We start from the raw sequence: 17,135 nt of genomic DNA on the forward strand, positions 1-17,135 counted from the left end.
CGTAGTTCAGCCTATTGCTTCCAAAGGTTTCAGGACTTATGCCCTTTCAAGTTCAATCTATTGAACATCGACATTCACTTTTAATAAGAGAGGTTTCCCGTGAAGAAACTTATTGCGCTTCCCCTCGCTTCCCTCGTGGCTGCCACCGCGCTGACTGCCTGCACCAGCAGCGACTCCGCCGAAGCCCAGGACGACAATCTGACGATCTTCGCCACGACCGGTTACTTGGCTGATGCGGCCGCCAACATCGCCCCGGACGCCGACATCACCACCATGGTCGGCCCCGGCGGCGATCCACACACCTACCAGCCCACCACGCGCGATATTGAAAAGATGCAGGACGCCGACCTCGTCCTCTGGAATGGCCTTCACCTCGAGGCGCAAATGGTGGACCAGCTCTCCTCCCTCGGTGAGAAGCAGCTAGCTGTCGGCGAACAGCTCGATACTGCTGACCTCCTGCCGTGGCCCGAGCAAGGCGACAAGGGCGAAAAACTCTACGACCCGCACATCTGGAATAGCCCCGAGCTGTGGAGCCAGGTCGTCGATCACATCGGCACCAAACTCGGCGAAATCGACTCTGACAATGCCGAAGAGTACGCCGCGGCCGCCGATGAATATGAAGACAAGATTGCAGCCGCGCACGACAAGGCCGCTAAGGAACTCGAAAGCGCCTCCCCGCGCGTTCTTATCACCGGCCATGACGCCTTCAACTACTTCGGCAAGACCTTCGACTTTGAAGTCCAAGCCACCGACTTCGTGACCACCGAAGCCACCAAGTCCGCCACTGAGATCTCCGAGCTCGCGGATACCATCGCGGAGAAAAAGGTCCCCGTTATCTTCCAAGATAACCAGGCGAACCCACAGGCCATCACTTCTCTCAAGGAAGCCGTAGAATCCCGCAACTGGACAGTCACCATCTCGGATGAGGAGCTCTTTGCCGATACCCTCGGCCCGGAAGCCCCCACCGATACCTACCTCGGAGCCTTTGAGCACAATGCTAGCGCCGTGGCGAAAGCACTGAGCTAATGCTCCACGTTGAAAACCTCACCGCCGGCTATCCCCGCACGCCGGTGCTTCACGACGCCACCTTCACCCTCACCCCCGCGACCATCACCGGACTGGTAGGCGCGAATGGGTCGGGAAAGTCCACTCTGGTCCGCACGCTGGTCGGGCTCCTTCCGCCACTAGCCTGCGGGTCGATGACCTTCGATGGCGTCGATCTTGCGCATTTTCGGCAGCGGCTCGGGTACATGCCACAACATGCGAATATCGACTGGAGTTACCCTGCCACCGCCTTCGACGTTGCCCTGATGGGCCGCACCGCCGGGCTGCGCTGGTGGCAGTGGCCCAGCCGCGCTGACAAAGACGCCGCCCACGCAGCACTTGCTCGCACCGGAATGCAGGCACACGCGCAACTGCCAATTTCCGCGCTATCTGGTGGGCAGCGCCAGCGCGTGTTGTTGGCGCGCACGCTCGTTAGCGATCCGGAATTCATCATCCTGGACGAGCCCTTCGCTGGTGTTGATGCCGCAAGTCAGCGCGCCATCATGGATGTACTCAAGGAACTGCGCGACAACGGCGTGACCATCCTGCTGGTGCACCACAACCTGGCGGAAGTCGCCGACTTTTGCGATGAGGTCCTCATGGTCGGCCACGGCCGGCTCGTTGCTGCTGGCCCCACCGAACAGGTTCTCACAGAGTCCGCCATTGCCGATATGTTTTCCCTGCCATCATGAACCCACTCGAGCTTCTTCAGAACTACACCTATACCCAGGCACTCCTGGGTACCGTGCTGATCGGTGGCTGCGCCGGCGCGCTCGGCCCATTGGTATATGTTCGCCGCACCAGCCTGCTGGCCGATGCCATCTCGCATTCTTCCCTGCCCGGCCTGCTCACCGCCTTCCTCGTGGCCACCGCCATTGGCTGGGACGGGCGAAACGTCTGGCTCCTTGCTTGTGGAGCCCTGCTCACCGGAACGCTTGCGGTGGTCTGTATTCACCTCATCCCGCGGTTGACTCCCCTGGGGCAAACCACTGCGATGGCGGCCACGCTGACCACGTTTTTCTCGGTAGGCATGCTGCTCATGCAGTATATTTCCCGCCGACCATTGCCTGGCAAGGCCGGAATCCAGGATTATTTGCTGGGAAATGCCTCCACGCTCACTCGCGCGGATGTGCGCTCCACACTCATCATCGGTGGCTGCGTGCTGCTTTTTCTTTTCCTCATTCACACCCGGCAGGCCGCGGTCACCTTTGACTCAAGTTTTGCCCAGGTAGCCGGCATTCGCGCCTCGTTCCTCAACGCGGCTAGTTTCTTCGCCCTCACCGCCATCACGGTGCTCGGTGTCAAAGTCGTCGGCGTGGTACTCATGGTCGCCGTAGTCATCAGCCCTGCCGCCGCTGCCCGCCCCTGGACCACGCGCTTGCTACCTTTCATCGCGCTCTCCGGGTTCCTCGGCGCGGCCACCGCTGCTCTCGGCTGCTATGTCTCCATTGCGCACGGCCCGCTGCCCACCGGTCCGGTCATCGTCCTGGCTCAGGCAGCGCTCGTCACCATCAGCCTCCTCAGCAGAAAGCTCGCCTCATGACCCTCGCCGCCACTGCTTGTCTCCTTGCTGTCCTGACTGCCTTAGCCTGTGCTATCCCCGGCACCTTTGTTGTCCTCAAAGGCCAGGCCATGCTTATCGACGGCATCGGCCATGCCGTCCTTCCCGGGATTGCCATCGGTTACCTCTTTACCTCCGATCTGGATTCGCCCGTGCTGCTCGCTACCGCGGCTGCCGGCGCCTTGGTAGTAGCGTTGGGGACCGATGCGCTCCAGCGAAGCCCACTGGTGACTGCTGATTCCGCCCTCGGGTTGGTCTTTCCCGCCCTGTTTGCCGCCGGAGTCATCTTGATCTCCACGCACATGAGCCACGTGCACCTTGATGTCCACGCGGTTCTCGTCGGTGATCTCAACCTCGCGGCCTTCTCCAACCCTAACTATTGCTACATCATGGCCGCAGTGCTGGGTATCAATGCTCTCTTCCTCGCCCTTACACTGCCGCGTTTGTCCGCCACGACTTTTGACGCCGATTTTTGTGCCGCACGCGGGGTGCCCACGCGCGTTCTTCACGTCATTTTTATGACCGTGGTTGCCTGCACTGCCACCGCCGCTTTTCACGCTGCCGGTGCCATGCTGGTCATCGCGCTCATGGTATTCCCGACGATGACCGCGCGACTGCTTACTCAGCGCGTGCCCACGCTGGTGTTGACTGCCTGTGGCGTTGCCGCGATCAGCGCAGTCGTTGGATTTTGGGTTGCCTATGTCCTCGACGCAGCTACCTCTGCCGCAATGACAGTCACCAATGCCGTCGTTTTCGTCGCGGTGCTCATTATCTACCGCCTTCGCCAACGCACCAGCTCATTGCCGCAGCGAACCACACCAGTGGCACAATAGTGAGCATGTCTGCCTTTTCCGCCACTCCTGCCGATTGGCTCCAGGGTGCTCGCCCGCATACCTGGGCCAATGCCTTTGCTCCCGTTATCGCTGGTACCGGCGCTGCCGCCGCGGCGCATGGTTTGCACTGGGGCCGGGCGTTGCTGGCACTCATCGTGGCCTGGGCTCTTATCATCGGCGTGAACTACGCCAACGACTACTCCGATGGCATCCGCGGCACCGATGATGACCGCACCGGCCCCCAGCGCCTCACCGGCGGCGGGCTGGCCAAACCACAGCACGTCAAGTTCGCCGCCTTCGCTTGCTTCGGCGTGGCCGCCATCGCGGGAATTTCGCTCTCCCTGGCTGCCAACGCAGCTTGGTTCATCCTCGTCGGCGCCGTGTGTATCGCCGGCGCCTGGTTCTATACCGGTGGCAAGAACCCCTACGGCTACCGCGGGTTCGGAGAAATCGCCGTTTTCATTTTCTTCGGACTCGTCGCCGTCCTGGGCACCGAGTACACGCAGGCCGGCCGCATCACGTGGACGGGCCTTGCCTTAGCCGTGGGTATCGGCGGTATGAGTGCGGCGGTAAACCTGGCCAATAACATCCGGGACATCCCCTCCGATAAGGCCACCGGCAAGATCACTTTGGCGGTGCGCCTGGGTGATAAAAAGTCCCGCACGCTATTCATGACACTCTTGCTGCTGCCGGTACTACTCACCATCGGCCTAGCCTTCGATTCCTGGGCCGCGCTCGCTTCGCTGCTCTACTTCCCCCTCGCGCTGGGCGCTATCCGCACCGTCAACCGCGGCGCACGCGGCCCGAAACTCATCCCAGTACTTGGCATGGCCGGCCGCGCGATGCTGGTGTGGGCGGTTATCAACGCTGTAGCGCTGGCCCTGGTTTAACCACCGATTTAGCGGCCGGCCAGCTCCTCTTGGACCCACTTCTTGTGGGCCTTGCGCTGCGCGGAGTACTCCGCCAGCGTCTGAGTGGCTTCCATGCGCCACGTGGAGAAGATCAGCATGGACAGCGGCAGCGCCACAAACAACGCCAACAGGGCGGAGACCAGCAGCGGAAAGGTCCCGAGAACCGCCATGGCCAGCAGCTGAATCACCCCGGTGAGCACAATGAACAGCACCACGCGGGCAGCCCCGTACTTCCACAAAGCGACGCGGGAGCGGCGCTTGAGGGCCGGATCCGGCTGGGGTGGTTCGGGGTTCTGGGAAGTGTTGGTGGTGTTTTCTGTCTGACTCATAATTCTCACTTTTGCTTTGCGGGCATTCCGTAGAATACAACGCATGGGTCGATTGATACTACTACTCTTGTTTGTCCTCGCGGCGGTCCTCGTATGGAAGGCCTTTGGTCCGTCGAGTTGGAATAAGAAGGTGCAGCAGACACAGCAGCCGCAGCGCCCCGCAATCAAGGGCCCAGACGATGACGAAGAGTTCCTGTGGAACCTAGAGAAGCAGCGCTTCAAAGAGCGCCGCGCCAGGGAGCGGGAGGCAGAGCGCCAAGAAGAAGAGCGCCGCCGGCGCTCACAGGGTTCACAAGGTTCCCAGAAACCCAAGGCCACCGAGGACAAAGACGATAAAGGCAAAGGAGCCGACGAAGCCTAAGCCTTCGGCTCGAAGGTCATCTCGAGATCGAGCGCTTCAGCCACCGCCATCACCTTTTCCCAGCGCACGCCAGAGCCGCCGTGCTCGATAGTGTGCAGCGTGGAGCGCGAAATCCCGGCCTTCTCAGCCAGCGCCTGCTGCAAGATACCGAGTTCTCGGCGGCGCTGCGCAAAGCCCTCACCGAGAGCGATGAGCTGCGGGTTATCGCCCGCCGGCTTGCCCTGCTTGTGCCGCGGCTTAGGGGTCTCCGCCATTTAGTTCAGCCCCGCATAGGAGTGCAGGCCGGAGACAACCATGTTGATGAAGAACAGGTTGAAGATCATGAGCAGCATCGCCGCGATGTTGATATACGGCGCGGCCTTGCGGAAGGCCGGCGTCGCGCGGGCGTGCAGGTAGGCGGCGTAGAGGATCCAGGTGGCAAAGGAGACGGTCTCCTTCGGGTCCCAACCCCAGTAGCGGCCCCATGCGGACTCGGCCCAAATGGCGCCCAGCACAATACCCAGGCCCAGGGTCGGCAGCGCCACCACGCCCAAGCGATAAGCCAAGCGGTCCAGCTTCTTCGCCGAAGGAAGCGGGCGGGCAAGCGCACCGAAGAAACCAGACTCATTACCCTTCGGCTGGAATTCACGCAGCACGCTGAGCAGAGAGGCAATACCGGAGACCACGCCGATGGACGCGCCGAGTGAAACCACGGTGACGTGAATCGGCAGCCAGTGAGACTGCAGTGCCGGGACCACCGGAGCGGATTCCGCATAAAGCTTGGTGGAGCCATAGAACATCAACGCCAGAATCGGCGTGAGCAGCCACGGCCACAGGGTGCGCCACTCCTTGCGCTGCATGGCAATGGTCGCCACCACCATGGCGCCGGCGGTCACCATGAGCACGTACTCGTAAAGGTTGCCAAACGGGAAGCGCCCCGTTGCCAGACCGCGCAGCACAATGGCCGCCAAGTGTAAGGCGATACCCAACCACAGGAGCATCTGCGTCATGCCGCCGAGCTTGTCGGCGTTCTCCCGCTTCTTCGCCAGATCCGCATCTAGGTCAGCATCGGGACCAGCGCTGGCTGTCGGGGGGACGTCGCCAAGCACGGCACTGTCTGCCGAGGCCCCCACGCTGGCGAGTTCGCGCTGCTGCGCCACAGCACTCGTGCGGGAGCGCATAGCCTCGATGATGCTGTGCATCCGGCCGTAGTAGACCAGGGACAACACCAAGGCGAGAGCATAAACGACGAACGCGGTTTGCACCGCGATGTCGGAAAAGTTGGACAGATTTTGATCAACCTGCATGAGTGGGAAACCTTGCCTTCACAATCGTGCCTACACCGTGCTTCACGCACGAGGCTGCATGAGCGGAGAGATTTATGGTGCTCATAAGAGTACCCCCCCTTCCCAGCAGTATCCAACTTTTGACGGATACACTCCGCGCCTTTAGTCGGCGGAGTAGAGCTCGTCTTCCTCCACCTCATCGGGATCCGGCAACTCCAAGAGCTCGCGGTGAAGCTTATGGAATTCCTCAGACCAACCCGCGCGGTCGGTGCGGGCAAGACCGCCCATCTCGATGTCGGTGCCGCCGTTGGCGCCAGGTCGGATGCGCACCCACACGCGGCGGCGCTTAATCACCAGCGAGCCAACCAGCGATACCAGCATGACCAGAGCGGACACCAGAACCCAGCTTTGGAAGGGGTCATAGGAAACCTGGTAGTTCGCGAACTCGGAGGCGCCATCGAAGGTGATCTTCGTGCCGTCGTCCAGCGTGACCGATTCACCTTGGTTCAGGTTGACGCGGTCGATCTTTTGCAGCTGCCCCGAATGGACCAGGCTGGTGTCAAGGGAAAAGAGGGACTGCGGGGTACCCGTGTCCAGGCCGGCATCGCCGCGGTAGATATCGATAGCCACGGCTGGGTCCAGCATCGCCGGGTAGGAAGACTGCAACAGCTTGCCGCTCTCGCCGGACCACTCGGCGGTCGGGGCAAACAGGCCCTGGATGGCGATCTGGTTCTGGCGGCGCTCAAACAGGTCCGGGTACATGCCCGCCGGCGGGTCGAAACGCATGACACCCGAGGACAGGAAGAACGTGGTGTCATTGGGCTGAAATTGGATGGTCTGCGTGCGCTTCTCGCCGTTGGGCCACTCCACCGTCATCGTCGGCGCAAAACCGTGGCCCTGCAGATAAACGCGGTTATTCTCAATGCGCAGCGGGTGATTGACCTGCAGCTGGTAGTCTTCCCAGGTCTCCGGATCCGTGAAGATATCGTCGCCTGCGGCATAGGACACGTTCGAGGTGAACATCTCCGCCTGGCCATTGGGCAGGTAGTCCGCGGTGAAGTCGTGGGCCTTAAAGCAGAAGGGGTGCAGGCCGGTGCCGTCGAACAGCGGGCCGGCGCGGAAGGAGTCATAGACAGAGGTTGATGTATTACAGAATTCCGTGGACTGTGGCTGTTCCTGGGTCTGGCCCTGGGAGTTCTTCTCCGTCACCACGATGACCTGGCCTTCATAGTGCACCAGGCGCCCGGCTGCCATGGTCAGCAGGATAGCCACCAGCGCGATGTGGAAGATGAGGTTGCACAGCTCGCGGGCATAACCGCGCTCCGCGGAGAAGGACTGCGCACCCGCACGGTCCTTGTCTGGGGAGACCTCATTGACGCGCCACTTCTTCAACATGGTTTTGGTGGCAGCCGCGATCTCCTCCGGGGATTTCTCCGAATGCCCGGTGGCGTTCAGCGGCATCTTATTCAAGAACTTCGGCGCGCGCGTCGGTGGGGTGCGGTAGGCCTTGTAGTGATCCCAGGAGCGCGGGATGATACAGCCCACCAGAGAAATCATGAGCAGGACGTAGATGGCCTGGAACCAGACGGAGGAGAAGACGTCGAAAAGCTGCAGCTTATCGTAGATCTCCGCCACCTTGCCGTTGGTCTCAATGAAGTCATTGACATTGGACTCATTGAGCGAGCGCTGCGGCAGGAGCGAGCCCGGAATGGCAGCAATGGCCAGCAGGAAGAGCAGCGCCAGCGCGGTGCGCATACTGGTCAGCCAGTGCCAGGCCTTGCGGATGTATCTCACGAAAAATTCTCCTTTAAATCAGCGTCGCGCCATAGGACACGGTCCACTGGCGGATGGCGTTGATGAAATCTCCCCAGAGCCCGGTCAGCAGCGCCAGACCGACGAGGATCATGGCGATGCCCCCGAGAATCTGGATGGTCCGGGAGTGCGTGCGCATCCAGGTCACGGTGCGCATGGCTTTGGCGGAGCCTAGTGCCACGAGTAGGAAGGGCAGGCCGAGGCCCAGGCAGTAGCCGATGATCAGGATCGTGCCGCGCAGCGCGGTGGTTCCTTCGGTGCCGACGGAGACGGACAAGATCGCTGCCAAGGTGGGGCCCAGGCACGGGGTCCAGCCCAGGGCGAAAACCCCGCCGAGCAGGGGCGCGCCCAGCCATGTGGTCCAGCGCCGCGGTGCCATGCGCGTGTCCTTCTGCAGCACCGGCACCACGCCCATGAACACCACGCCCATAAGAATGGTGATGATGCCACCGGCGCGCATGAGGGTGTCCGCGTTGAGGGTCAGCGCCGAAATGGCACCGAAAACCGACACCGTAGCGAGGACAAACACGATGGTAAAGCCCAGCACGAAGAGTGCTGCGGCACCGACCACGGCCCAACGCCGGCGCTTGCCGACGCCCACCCCCAGCTCCTCGTCATAACTAACCTCTCCGCCCACCACGGAGGCGAGGTAGGAGATATAACCCGGAACCAGTGGAACCACACATGGCGAGGCGAAGGAGACTAACCCGGCCACAGCGGCGGCGAGCACTCCGATAAGGAGCGGGCCGGACACTGCGGCATCAGCAAAGCTTTGTCCCACGCCGTCAGCGGCAAGGATCACTGTTCTTTCTCCAGCTCGTCGACGACCTCGAGGACATCCTTCTCCGTGATCTCCGTCAGGAAGACCGCCGCGGGGCGGTGCTGCTTATCCAACACGATGGTGGTGGGCACCACGGAGGTGGGAACGCCGCCAAGGGCCGCGGCCGTCTTGAAGGGCGGATCGTAGATGGAGGGGTACTCCAGGCCGTTATCGGCCATGAAGTCCCGGGAGATCTCCGGGTTGAAGTCCTTGACGTTGATGCCTAGCACGGTGCCGACCTTGCGCTTTTGCAGCTCCGAGTGGATGGCCTGGAGGTCATCTGATTCGGAGCGGCACGGCGCGCACCACTGGCCCCAGGAGTTGAGGACGACGATCTGATCCTGAAAATCTGAGAGCTTGATCGTCGTGGACTCATCCCGCAGGTCCTCACCGGAGAAATCCTTGAGTGGTTTGCGGTCTGCTTCCTCGTAACGAATGGTGGTCTGCCCGCCGGGTGAAATGAACTCGAAGGTGCCGCCGGAAGCAACGGCGTTCTGTGCATTCTCCTCGCTCTGTGTACAGCCAGCTAAGGCAAACACAGCAACGACACCGGCCACGGCGGCGCGGATAGTTCTGTGCGCCATTAGATGTCCTGTGCCGGTTCGGAGTAGAAGATATCGATGATCTCGCGGTTGCGGTAGACCAACGAGGTCACCGAGGCGAGAGCACATTGGCGGTCCCACGGCGCGTGGGCCAGGCGCTTGCCCAACACGGTGCGCTGCACCATGACGATGGGCAGCTGGTGGGACACCACGATGGCCTCGTGCCCCTCAGCCTTGGAACGAGCGCGCTCAGCGGCGTCCATCATGCGCGCGGCGATCTCCTCGAAAGGCTCGCCCCACGAGGGCTCAAGCGGGTTGACCATGAGCGGCCAGCGCTGCGGGTTCCACAGCTGCGAGTTCCAACCCTTGGTGCGCAGGCCCTCGAAGCGGTTGCCGGACTCGATGACGCCCTTGTCGACGTCCACCTCCAAGCCCGTCACCTGCGCAATCGGCAGCGCGGTTTCCTGCGCGCGCTGCAGCGGCGAGGCCGCCAGGTAGGTCACGTCATGGCCCTCAAAGGCTTTCGCCGTGCGTGCGGCCATGGAATGCCCACGGGAGGACAAGTGATAGCCCGGGATGCGCCCGTAGAGGATCTTATCCGGGTTATAAACCTCGCCGTGGCGGACGAAGTGGACGATGGTGGTGGACATATGCCTGTGTCTATCCCCTCAACATGGTTGGTTTAGTGCGGGCGCTGCGCGCTGGCAGCGGCCTGGGCGGCAGGCTTGAGAGCTGCCTCGATTACCTCAAAATCTTTGTCCGTGAGCGCATCAGACACAAACCAGGTCTCGAAGGCTGACGGCGGGACGTACACGCCGCCCTCCAGCAGTGCGTGGAAGAAGGGCGCGAAACGCCAGGTATCGGCGGCCTGCATATCGGCGAAGTTGCGGCCCTGGCCCTCGGCGAAGCGGATGGAGAACATCGTCTCTGCGCGCTGGATGTGGTGTGCCACGCCGGCGGCATCAAGCGCCGCCGTTATCAGGCCGGTCAGGCGGTCCGCGTTGGCCTGCAGGCGCGGGTACAGCTCTTCGTTTGCGAGCTCCAGTGATGCTAGGCCGGAGGCCATCGCTACCGGGTTACCGGACAGCGTGCCCGCCTGGTAGACGGGGCCCGACGGTGCCAGCGAAGCCATCACGTCGGCGCGTCCACCGAAGGCAGCAGCCGGCAGGCCGCCGGAGACCACCTTGCCGAAGGTCACCAGGTCACCCGCTACCCCATCGACGCCGAACCAGCCCTTGTAGGAGGTACGGAAGCCGGTCATGACTTCATCGAGGATGAGCAGGGCGCCGTCGGCATGCGCGATCTCCTTGAGTGCGGCATTGAAGCCCTCCTCCGGGGCCACGGTGCCCATGTTGCCGGCGGCTGCCTCGGCGATGATGCAGGCGATCTCTCCCGGATGCGCGGCGAAGGCCTCGCGGACGGCGTCGAGATCGTTGTAGGGGACGACGATCGTGTCCGCGGCCGATGCACCCGTAACACCCGGGGAATCCGGCAGCGCGAAGGTGGCCACGCCGGAGCCAGCCGACGCCAACAGCGCGTCCACGTGGCCGTGGTAGCAGCCCTCAAACTTCAGGACCTTGGCGCGGCCGGTAAAACCGCGGGCCAGGCGCACGGCGGACATGGTGGCCTCGGTACCGGAGTTGACCAGGCGTACCTGCTCCACGGCGGTGCGCTTGACGATGTGCTCCGCCAACAGCGTCTCACCCTCGGTGGGCGCGCCGAAGGAGAGGCCGTCGGCAGCCGCCTTCTGCACCGCCTCCACGATGGTCGGGTGGGCGTTGCCGTGGATCATCGGGCCATAGGAACTAACCAGGTCGACGTACTCGTTGCCGTCGATATCCCAGAGGCGCGAGCCTTCACCGCGCGCGATGACGCGGGCTTGGCCACCCACGGATCCGAAGGCGCGGACCGGGGAATTCACACCGCCCGTGGTGACCTTGGTGGCGCGCTCGAACCACTCGGCGGACTGGGACGTATTCTGCTGGTTTAGCTGGCTGGAGTTAGGCATAGCCCACATTGTATCGGTTTTAGCCCTATACAAAAGTTGGAGTCCCCTCGTGTCCCACGGTCGCTCCTCCAAAGCCTCGCGCGCGCCCTCGACACGCTCGCGCTGCGCACCCGCCACTGTGGCGCTATGCTGGCAGCACACTGTTGATTCTGCCTTTCTTTATTTCGGCGCTGGGGTGCGCTGCGGAGAGGCACTACTTAAGGGGGGATTCCCATGGCTTCACGCCGATTTCTTATCATTCTTGCCTGCCTTCCGCTGTCTGCCTGTGCCACCACGCAGGCAGAAACCGCTCCGCGAAGCGAGCCCGGTCCCATTACCTCGGCCCCACCGACGTCCTGGGAGCCGAATGCCCTACCTCAGCCGGTCAACCGCTTGGGCGACACCACCTCCATCGCGCCAGCCCCAGCCGAACCAGAACCTGAAGCCCAGGCACCAGCTCCCGCACCCACGAAGGTTGAGGCACCAGCACCACAGGTAGAAACCGTTACGCTCCGTGCCCCAGCGCCAGCGCCAGCGCCCGCACCAGCACCGCACCCGGCCCCGCCACAGAGCCCCAAACCCAAGTTTGAGCTTCCCAAACCCCCGCACATTCCCATCCCGCCGGAAGTCCAGGAAGGGCTCGACCACATACCTACGCTTCCCCCGCTGCCCAAAGCGGAGGAGATCTACATCGACGTGCCCTTCTAAAACCTCTAAGGGTAGACCCTGATCTACCTCCTATATTCCCCCGCTGCGCATGACAAGAAACATGTCCGAGAGTTAACCTGAACCCGATTTCAATGACGGCGTTAACCTGACAGTAAGGGATTCATGAATAAGAAAGCTCTCGGCATCACTGCTGGCGCTATCGCTGCGGTTCTCCTCGCAGGCGGCGGTGGAATGTACGCACTAACCAGTGGGTCATCCGATATTCAGCTCACCGCAACCGATGTCACGACAACCGCCAAAGAAGACCTCATCAGTTCCGTCTCCGCCACCGGCACGGTTTCTGCCGAGCGCCAACTCTCGCTGACCACCTCGCTGACCGGCCCCATCCAGTCCTTGGACGCGAAAGTGGGTGACCGCGTCGAGGCCCAACAGTTGCTCGGCCGCATGGACACCACCGAAACCGAGCGTGAGCTCGAGGCCCAGCGCACCTCCCAGGAGGCAGGCAAGCTTGAGGCCGTCCATCAGATTGAGGACGCCCAGCTGCAGCTGCGCCAGCTTCAGGATTCCCTCGACCAAGGCCTCAACCCCGAGGTCAACAGCGCCCAATCCGCCGTGAACTCGGCGCAGACCGAATACGCCGAAGCACAGCGCAAGCTCGATGAAGCCTTGGCCACCAAGGGCGACCGCCCCGAGATTGCAGAGGCCCGCGCCGCCGTCGAGCAAGCACGTTCTGGTGTGCGCGATGCGGAGTCCAAGTCTTTCCAGTCCGCACTGGCCTCCCTCGGCACTGCCACCGAGGATCCCTCCGGCCTCAACACCGCCAGCGCTTTCTTGAGCTATCTGGACTCCGATGAGGCAGTGCAGGACTCCGAGCGTCAGCTCAAGCAGTCCGAGGAATCCTATGGCCGCGTCCTCCGCGGTATCGACCGCGAGCTGGGCGAACAACAGCGCGCCACCGCTTCCTCCTACCAAGCGGTTGCCGATGCCGAACGCGCGCTGCAAGCCAGCAACCTGGCCATCGAGCAGCAGATTTCTTCCCAGTCCCAGGCGGTGAACCACGCGGTGGAATCGGCGGCGTCGGCAAGCGCGAATAATGCCAAGGAAAATGGGCCGTTAGAGTACCGACTCTCCCAGGCCGACCTGCGCTCCCCTCTGGCGGGCGTTGTCACCGCCGTTAATGGCCAAGCCGGCATGCCCGCCGAAGGCCCCATCCTCACCGTGGCGGATGATTCCTCCCTGCTGGTGAAATCCACGGTCAAGGAGGGCGATATCGCCCGCATCAAGGTCGGCGATGAAGTCTCCTTCACCTCGCCATCCAGCCCTGGCAAGGAGTACAAAGGCAAGGTCACCTTCATCTCTCCTACCGCTGAACAGCCCGACGTCGAGGCCGGTGCAGGCGGCGGCTCCGGCAAACCATCTGGTTCCTCCAAGCCCGAATTCCCCGTGCATATCCGCGTCGATGGCAACCGCGAAGGCCTGCGCCTCGGTTCCACCACGAAGGTGAAGATCATTACGAAGAAGGATAAGGACGCCATCACCGTGCCGCTCTCCGCCATCTATGAAGAAGGCGGCAAGAAGAAGGTCCTCGTCATCGACAATGGCACGATCCAGGCCCGCGAGGTGAAGATCGCCAGCGAATCTGATTTCTCCGCCGCCATCTCCTCCGGCCTCAAGGAGGGCGAGACCGTCATCAGCCAGGCGGATACGCACAAGGACATGGTCGGCATGTCCGCCTCCATCGATGGCTCCGATGATGCGGAAGAGAACGCATGAGCCGCCTCATTGAGATGCGGGGAATCGTCAAACGTTTCAACGAGGGCCTCGACAGCGAGCTGACCGTCATCCCGGGCCTCGACTTCAACGTCGAGGAGGGCGAGTTTGTGGCGGTCGTGGGCCAGTCTGGCTCCGGCAAATCCACGCTCATGAACATCATCGGCCTCCTCGACCGCCCCACCGCTGGCGAGTACCAGCTGGCTGGCGTGGATGCGCTGGCGCTTGGCGACGATAAACTAGCCTCCTTCCGCGGCCAAAAAATCGGTTTCATCTTCCAGAATTTCAATCTGATCGGCCGCATGTCCGCGCTGAAGAACGTGGAGATGCCCATGGTCTATGCGGGCGTTTCGGCCCACGAGCGCACCCAGCGCGCGGAAGAGCTTTTGGAGATGGTCGGCATGTCCGACCGCATGAATCACCTGCCCAATGAGCTCTCCGGTGGTCAAAAGCAGCGCGTGGCGGTGGCCCGCGCCTTGGCCAACCAGCCGGAGATTCTGTTGGCGGACGAGCCCACCGGTGCGCTGGATTCGCAGACCGGCCGCATGGTCATGGACTTATTCCACGAACTGCACCGCACGCATGGAAAGACCATTTTGTTCATTACCCACAACCCGGAATTGGCTGATGAATGCAGCCGTACCGTCACGATGAAGGACGGTGTGCTGTCATGAATTTTGCTGAATCCACCACGATGGCGCTGACGAGCCTGCGCACCAACAAGATGCGCTCGGCGCTAACACTCTTGGGTGTCATCATCGGCATCGCCGCGGTCATCGCCATCGTCACGCTCGGCCATTCCTTGCAGGCCTCGGTTCAAAAAGACTTGGACAAGGTCGGCGCCAATAACTTCACTGTCCAAGTCAAGGAGCGCCCTGAAGAAGGCGAAGAGGAAGAAGCCGACGATCCTTTCATGGGCGGCGGCTTTGTGGAAGACGAATCCTCCATGCTCACCCCGGATATGCTGGACCGCACCAAAGAGGTCATGGGAAATCAGATCGTCGGCATCAATATCGGCGAGTACAGCGCTTATTCCGGCGCGTTCGTCGCCGAAGGCGACGAACAAGAGAAAACTGCCAACCTCCTGGTCCGCCCGACCAACCCGGACTATGTCTCAGGCTCCTCCTATTCCATCGTGGCCGGTCGCTTCCTCAATGAAGACGATATTGATTCCAGCCGGGCAGTTGCCATGCTGGATAAGGAGACCGCCACCAAGCTTTTCGGCGCTCCTGAAGACGCCATTGGCCAATACGTGAGTTTTGAAAGCCAAGAGGCCTCTCCTATTGAGCTCGCCGTCATCGGCGTTTTTGAAGAGCCGCAAACCGGACCTCTGGTGGGCGGTGGCCCCAGCCAATCCGCCTTCGTTCCTTACCCGCTGGAAGCCGAGCTTTCCGATTCCCCCGGTGCCGGCACCGCCTTCAGCGAGGTCACCGTTCGCGGCAACCCAGACTTGGACAAGGCCGCGGTAGCCAGCAACATGCAGCGCGTCTTCGATAGCTACTACAAGGACAACCCTGATTACATGGTCAAAGTGACCGACTTCAGCGATGACCTCGCGTCCTTGAACCAGATCTTCACCACGATGAGCCTGGTGCTCGCGGCCATCGGCGGTATCTCACTGCTCGTCGGCGGCATCGGCGTGATGAATATTATGCTCATCACCGTCACCGAGCGCACCCGCGAGATTGGCATCCGCAAGGCGCTTGGCGCACGCCGCCGTGATATCCGCATCCAGTTCATCACGGAGGCCATCGTGGTCTGCCTCATCGGTGGACTCATCGGCATCGCCATCGGCAGCGCCGCCGGCATGGCGGGCGCAGCGGCCATCGGCTCACTCGTAGCGCCGCCACTGTGGGCGGTCATCCTCTCGCTGCTCTTCTCGCTGGCTATTGGCCTCTTCTTTGGCTACTACCCTGCGGGCAAGGCCGCAAAGCTAGACCCGATTGAGGCACTGCGCTACGAATAAATCCCGCGTCGTCGTTTCAAACGACGACGCCTCCTAATGCACCACCTTCAGGCCCACGATCCCACCAATGATCATGGCGAGGAACAGCACCTTCCAGACGGTTGCCGCCTCGTGTCCCGTGGCGAGTGAGTAAACCACGGTGACCACCGCGCCCACGCCGGCCCACACCGCGTAGGCCGTGCCCACGGGGATGGACTTCATGGCCCAGCCCAACCCCCCCATGGAAATGGCGCAGGCAACGAAAAAGATCACCGAGGGCCACAGGCGGCTAAAGCCCTCCGACTTATCCAGCGCCGCTGCCCACACAGCCTCAAAGGCACCGGAGAAAATCAACACGAACCACGCCATTTCCCAGCCTCCCTCGTCCGGGGCTCGCATGAATCGCGGCGAGCCTGCCCACAATGATGGCACACTGGGCGGCATGAAGATTGCATTCCTTGGTACTGGCCGTATGGGCACCGAGCTCGCCCGACACCTCCTCAAGAACCATGAGCTCACCGTGTGGAACCGCACCGCCGAGCGCGCACAGCCGCTGGTCGACGCCGGCGCTGCCCTCGCCGATTCCCCCACCGCCGCCGTGGAGGGCGCAGAGGTCATCATCACCTCGCTCTTTGGCCCCGATGACATCCGTGAGCGAGTCATTGATACCAACCTCATCCCCGAGGGCGTGACCTGGATCGATACCACGACCGTCTCCCCCGATGCCGCCCGCGAGTTCGCCGCAGCGGTCGACTCTTATGTCCACGCGCCCGTCGTTGGTTCGCTGGGCCCGGCGCGCGAAGGCAAGCTCGGCGTCTATGTGGGCACGCCTGACGACGACCGCCGCGAGCTCGCCATGACCATTGCCGAGTCCTGGGCCGATGAAAACAAGCTCATCGGCGTGGAGTCCGCCGCCACCGCGGCGATTGGCAAGCTCCTGGCCAACCTGGCCCTCGCCGTAACCGCGGAGGGCGTGCTCGAAGCCCTCCACCTCGGTGAGTCTGAGGGTCTCGATTCCGAAGTCGTCCTCGAGATGCTCGACATCACCGGCTTGGCCTTCATGAAGAACATGAAGGGCCCGTTCATCACCGGCGAGCGCAACACCACTCCGGGTGACTTCACCGTGGACGCCCTGTGCAAGGACGCCAAGCTCATGGAGATGACCGCCAACAAGCCGCTGCCGGCAGTGGCCGCCGCCATCGAGCGCTTTGAGGAGCAGCAGGCCATGGGCCACGGCGACCAGGACTTCTCCTCCATCTTCGTCTTCCGCAACAAGGGATAAACCC

General features: G+C 62.3%; 20 protein-coding genes. 11 read left to right on the forward strand and 9 right to left on the reverse strand.

Going from position 1 to position 17,135, the window contains the following annotated elements; translation table 11 throughout:
• Positions 1 to 99 precede the first annotated feature (99 nt).
• The 5 genes from HMPREF2896_RS07825 to HMPREF2896_RS07845 are packed head-to-tail and all read left to right on the forward strand — an operon-like array spanning position 100 to position 4,328.
• Positions 100 to 1,026: a metal ABC transporter substrate-binding protein gene (locus tag HMPREF2896_RS07825; RefSeq protein WP_070718956.1), complete on the forward strand. Its 927-nt coding sequence runs from the start codon at positions 100 to 102 to the stop codon at positions 1,024 to 1,026.
• Positions 1,026 to 1,736 carry a metal ABC transporter ATP-binding protein gene (locus HMPREF2896_RS07830; protein WP_070645823.1) on the forward strand — a complete coding sequence of 237 codons (711 nt, stop codon included), beginning with the start codon at positions 1,026 to 1,028 and terminating at the stop codon, positions 1,734 to 1,736. Before HMPREF2896_RS07825 ends, HMPREF2896_RS07830 begins: the two co-directional genes overlap by 1 nt.
• Positions 1,733 to 2,587, forward strand: a complete 855-nt coding sequence (locus HMPREF2896_RS07835; RefSeq protein WP_070447970.1) for a metal ABC transporter permease — start codon at positions 1,733 to 1,735, stop codon at positions 2,585 to 2,587. Before HMPREF2896_RS07830 ends, HMPREF2896_RS07835 begins: the two co-directional genes overlap by 4 nt.
• Positions 2,584 to 3,438 carry a metal ABC transporter permease gene (locus HMPREF2896_RS07840; protein ID WP_070447968.1) on the forward strand — a complete coding sequence of 285 codons (855 nt, stop codon included), beginning with the start codon at positions 2,584 to 2,586 and terminating at the stop codon, positions 3,436 to 3,438. Before HMPREF2896_RS07835 ends, HMPREF2896_RS07840 begins: the two co-directional genes overlap by 4 nt.
• Before the next feature lie 5 nt (positions 3,439 to 3,443).
• Entirely contained in the window at positions 3,444 to 4,328 is an 885-nt protein-coding gene (locus HMPREF2896_RS07845; RefSeq protein ID WP_070645839.1) for a 1,4-dihydroxy-2-naphthoate polyprenyltransferase, read from the forward strand.
• A gap of 8 nt (positions 4,329 to 4,336) precedes the next feature.
• On the opposite strand, the gene HMPREF2896_RS07850 is transcribed toward HMPREF2896_RS07845, so the two are convergent.
• Positions 4,337 to 4,678: a DUF4229 domain-containing protein gene (locus HMPREF2896_RS07850; RefSeq protein ID WP_070718959.1), complete on the reverse strand. Its 342-nt coding sequence runs from the start codon at positions 4,676 to 4,678 to the stop codon at positions 4,337 to 4,339.
• A 43-nt stretch (positions 4,679 to 4,721) separates the two neighbouring features.
• Between HMPREF2896_RS07850 and HMPREF2896_RS07855 the strand changes: the two genes are divergently transcribed.
• Positions 4,722 to 5,039: a hypothetical protein gene (locus HMPREF2896_RS07855; RefSeq protein ID WP_070718962.1), complete on the forward strand. Its 318-nt coding sequence runs from the start codon at positions 4,722 to 4,724 to the stop codon at positions 5,037 to 5,039.
• Here the strand turns inward: HMPREF2896_RS07855 and HMPREF2896_RS07860 are convergent.
• From HMPREF2896_RS07860 to hemL, 7 genes are all read right to left on the reverse strand, one after another.
• On the reverse strand, positions 5,036 to 5,293 hold the full coding sequence (locus HMPREF2896_RS07860; RefSeq protein ID WP_070718964.1) for a helix-turn-helix domain-containing protein: 258 nt from the start codon (positions 5,291 to 5,293) through the stop codon (positions 5,036 to 5,038). The two genes, HMPREF2896_RS07855 and HMPREF2896_RS07860, sit on opposite strands and share 4 nt — an antisense overlap.
• Entirely contained in the window at positions 5,294 to 6,325 is a 1,032-nt protein-coding gene (gene ccsB / locus HMPREF2896_RS07865) for a c-type cytochrome biogenesis protein CcsB (RefSeq protein ID WP_070447958.1), read from the reverse strand.
• A 141-nt stretch (positions 6,326 to 6,466) separates the two neighbouring features.
• Positions 6,467 to 8,098, reverse strand: coding sequence for a cytochrome c biogenesis protein ResB (locus tag HMPREF2896_RS07870; RefSeq protein WP_070718965.1), 1,632 nt, complete (start codon positions 8,096 to 8,098; stop codon positions 6,467 to 6,469).
• Positions 8,099 to 8,111: 13 nt separating this feature from the next.
• Complete coding sequence (locus HMPREF2896_RS07875) at positions 8,112 to 8,918, reverse strand: cytochrome c biogenesis CcdA family protein (protein WP_070718967.1); 807 nt, start codon at positions 8,916 to 8,918, stop codon at positions 8,112 to 8,114.
• Positions 8,915 to 9,520 carry a TlpA disulfide reductase family protein gene (locus HMPREF2896_RS07880; RefSeq protein ID WP_070718968.1) on the reverse strand — a complete coding sequence of 202 codons (606 nt, stop codon included), beginning with the start codon at positions 9,518 to 9,520 and terminating at the stop codon, positions 8,915 to 8,917. Before HMPREF2896_RS07880 ends, HMPREF2896_RS07875 begins: the two co-directional genes overlap by 4 nt.
• A complete protein-coding gene (locus HMPREF2896_RS07885; protein WP_070718969.1) occupies positions 9,520 to 10,128 on the reverse strand; it encodes a histidine phosphatase family protein in 609 nt (202 codons plus the stop codon). Before HMPREF2896_RS07885 ends, HMPREF2896_RS07880 begins: the two co-directional genes overlap by 1 nt.
• A 32-nt stretch (positions 10,129 to 10,160) precedes the next feature.
• Positions 10,161 to 11,495 (reverse strand): glutamate-1-semialdehyde 2,1-aminomutase, encoded by a 1,335-nt coding sequence (hemL, locus tag HMPREF2896_RS07890; protein WP_070718974.1) that lies wholly within the window; start codon positions 11,493 to 11,495, stop codon positions 10,161 to 10,163.
• Positions 11,496 to 11,699: 204 nt separating this feature from the next.
• Between hemL and HMPREF2896_RS07895 the strand changes: the two genes are divergently transcribed.
• From HMPREF2896_RS07895 to HMPREF2896_RS07910, 4 genes are all read left to right on the forward strand, one after another.
• On the forward strand, positions 11,700 to 12,173 hold the full coding sequence (locus HMPREF2896_RS07895) for a hypothetical protein (RefSeq protein WP_070718976.1): 474 nt from the start codon (positions 11,700 to 11,702) through the stop codon (positions 12,171 to 12,173).
• A gap of 123 nt (positions 12,174 to 12,296) precedes the next feature.
• Positions 12,297 to 13,907 carry a permuted SH3 domain-containing protein gene (locus tag HMPREF2896_RS07900; RefSeq protein ID WP_070718978.1) on the forward strand — a complete coding sequence of 537 codons (1,611 nt, stop codon included), beginning with the start codon at positions 12,297 to 12,299 and terminating at the stop codon, positions 13,905 to 13,907.
• Complete coding sequence (locus tag HMPREF2896_RS07905) at positions 13,904 to 14,578, forward strand: ABC transporter ATP-binding protein (protein ID WP_070711030.1); 675 nt, start codon at positions 13,904 to 13,906, stop codon at positions 14,576 to 14,578. The genes HMPREF2896_RS07900 and HMPREF2896_RS07905 overlap by 4 nt, the downstream gene beginning before the upstream one ends.
• Entirely contained in the window at positions 14,575 to 15,870 is a 1,296-nt protein-coding gene (locus tag HMPREF2896_RS07910; RefSeq protein ID WP_070718981.1) for an ABC transporter permease, read from the forward strand. Before HMPREF2896_RS07905 ends, HMPREF2896_RS07910 begins: the two co-directional genes overlap by 4 nt.
• A 33-nt stretch (positions 15,871 to 15,903) precedes the next feature.
• Here the strand turns inward: HMPREF2896_RS07910 and HMPREF2896_RS07915 are convergent, their stop codons facing one another.
• Positions 15,904 to 16,218, reverse strand: a complete 315-nt coding sequence (locus HMPREF2896_RS07915; RefSeq protein WP_070718983.1) for a DMT family transporter — start codon at positions 16,216 to 16,218, stop codon at positions 15,904 to 15,906.
• Between the two features lie 73 nt (positions 16,219 to 16,291).
• Between HMPREF2896_RS07915 and HMPREF2896_RS07920 the strand changes: the two genes are divergently transcribed.
• Complete coding sequence (locus HMPREF2896_RS07920) at positions 16,292 to 17,131, forward strand: NAD(P)-dependent oxidoreductase (RefSeq protein ID WP_070719075.1); 840 nt, start codon at positions 16,292 to 16,294, stop codon at positions 17,129 to 17,131.
• Positions 17,132 to 17,135: the final 4 nt, after the last annotated feature.

Source organism: Corynebacterium sp. HMSC069E04 (genome assembly GCF_001813175.1).
In the GTDB taxonomy this organism is placed as follows: Bacteria; Actinomycetota; Actinomycetes; order Mycobacteriales; family Mycobacteriaceae; genus Corynebacterium; species Corynebacterium aurimucosum.

Excerpts from the sequence above, each read along its gene's own strand:
- HMPREF2896_RS07835 (WP_070447970.1), top strand. The coding sequence starts at position 1,733 with ATGAACCCACTCGAGCTTCTTCAGAACTACACCTATACCCAGGCACTC.
- HMPREF2896_RS07855 (WP_070718962.1), top strand. The coding sequence starts at position 4,722 with ATGGGTCGATTGATACTACTACTCTTGTTTGTCCTCGCGGCGGTCCTC.
- HMPREF2896_RS07880 (WP_070718968.1), bottom strand. The coding sequence starts at position 9,520 with ATGGCGCACAGAACTATCCGCGCCGCCGTGGCCGGTGTCGTTGCTGTG.
- HMPREF2896_RS07910 (WP_070718981.1), top strand. The coding sequence starts at position 14,575 with ATGAATTTTGCTGAATCCACCACGATGGCGCTGACGAGCCTGCGCACC.
- HMPREF2896_RS07830 (WP_070645823.1), top strand. The coding sequence starts at position 1,026 with ATGCTCCACGTTGAAAACCTCACCGCCGGCTATCCCCGCACGCCGGTG.
- HMPREF2896_RS07900 (WP_070718978.1), top strand. The coding sequence starts at position 12,297 with ATGAATAAGAAAGCTCTCGGCATCACTGCTGGCGCTATCGCTGCGGTT.
- HMPREF2896_RS07850 (WP_070718959.1), bottom strand. The coding sequence starts at position 4,678 with ATGAGTCAGACAGAAAACACCACCAACACTTCCCAGAACCCCGAACCA.
- HMPREF2896_RS07915 (WP_070718983.1), bottom strand. The coding sequence starts at position 16,218 with ATGGCGTGGTTCGTGTTGATTTTCTCCGGTGCCTTTGAGGCTGTGTGG.
- HMPREF2896_RS07920 (WP_070719075.1), top strand. The coding sequence starts at position 16,292 with ATGAAGATTGCATTCCTTGGTACTGGCCGTATGGGCACCGAGCTCGCC.
- HMPREF2896_RS07895 (WP_070718976.1), top strand. The coding sequence starts at position 11,700 with ATGGCTTCACGCCGATTTCTTATCATTCTTGCCTGCCTTCCGCTGTCT.
- HMPREF2896_RS07840 (WP_070447968.1), top strand. The coding sequence starts at position 2,584 with ATGACCCTCGCCGCCACTGCTTGTCTCCTTGCTGTCCTGACTGCCTTA.
- hemL (WP_070718974.1), bottom strand. The coding sequence starts at position 11,495 with ATGTGGGCTATGCCTAACTCCAGCCAGCTAAACCAGCAGAATACGTCC.
- ccsB (WP_070447958.1), bottom strand. The coding sequence starts at position 6,325 with ATGCAGGTTGATCAAAATCTGTCCAACTTTTCCGACATCGCGGTGCAA.
- HMPREF2896_RS07860 (WP_070718964.1), bottom strand. The coding sequence starts at position 5,293 with ATGGCGGAGACCCCTAAGCCGCGGCACAAGCAGGGCAAGCCGGCGGGC.
- HMPREF2896_RS07885 (WP_070718969.1), bottom strand. The coding sequence starts at position 10,128 with ATGTCCACCACCATCGTCCACTTCGTCCGCCACGGCGAGGTTTATAAC.
- HMPREF2896_RS07845 (WP_070645839.1), top strand. The coding sequence starts at position 3,444 with ATGTCTGCCTTTTCCGCCACTCCTGCCGATTGGCTCCAGGGTGCTCGC.
- HMPREF2896_RS07905 (WP_070711030.1), top strand. The coding sequence starts at position 13,904 with ATGAGCCGCCTCATTGAGATGCGGGGAATCGTCAAACGTTTCAACGAG.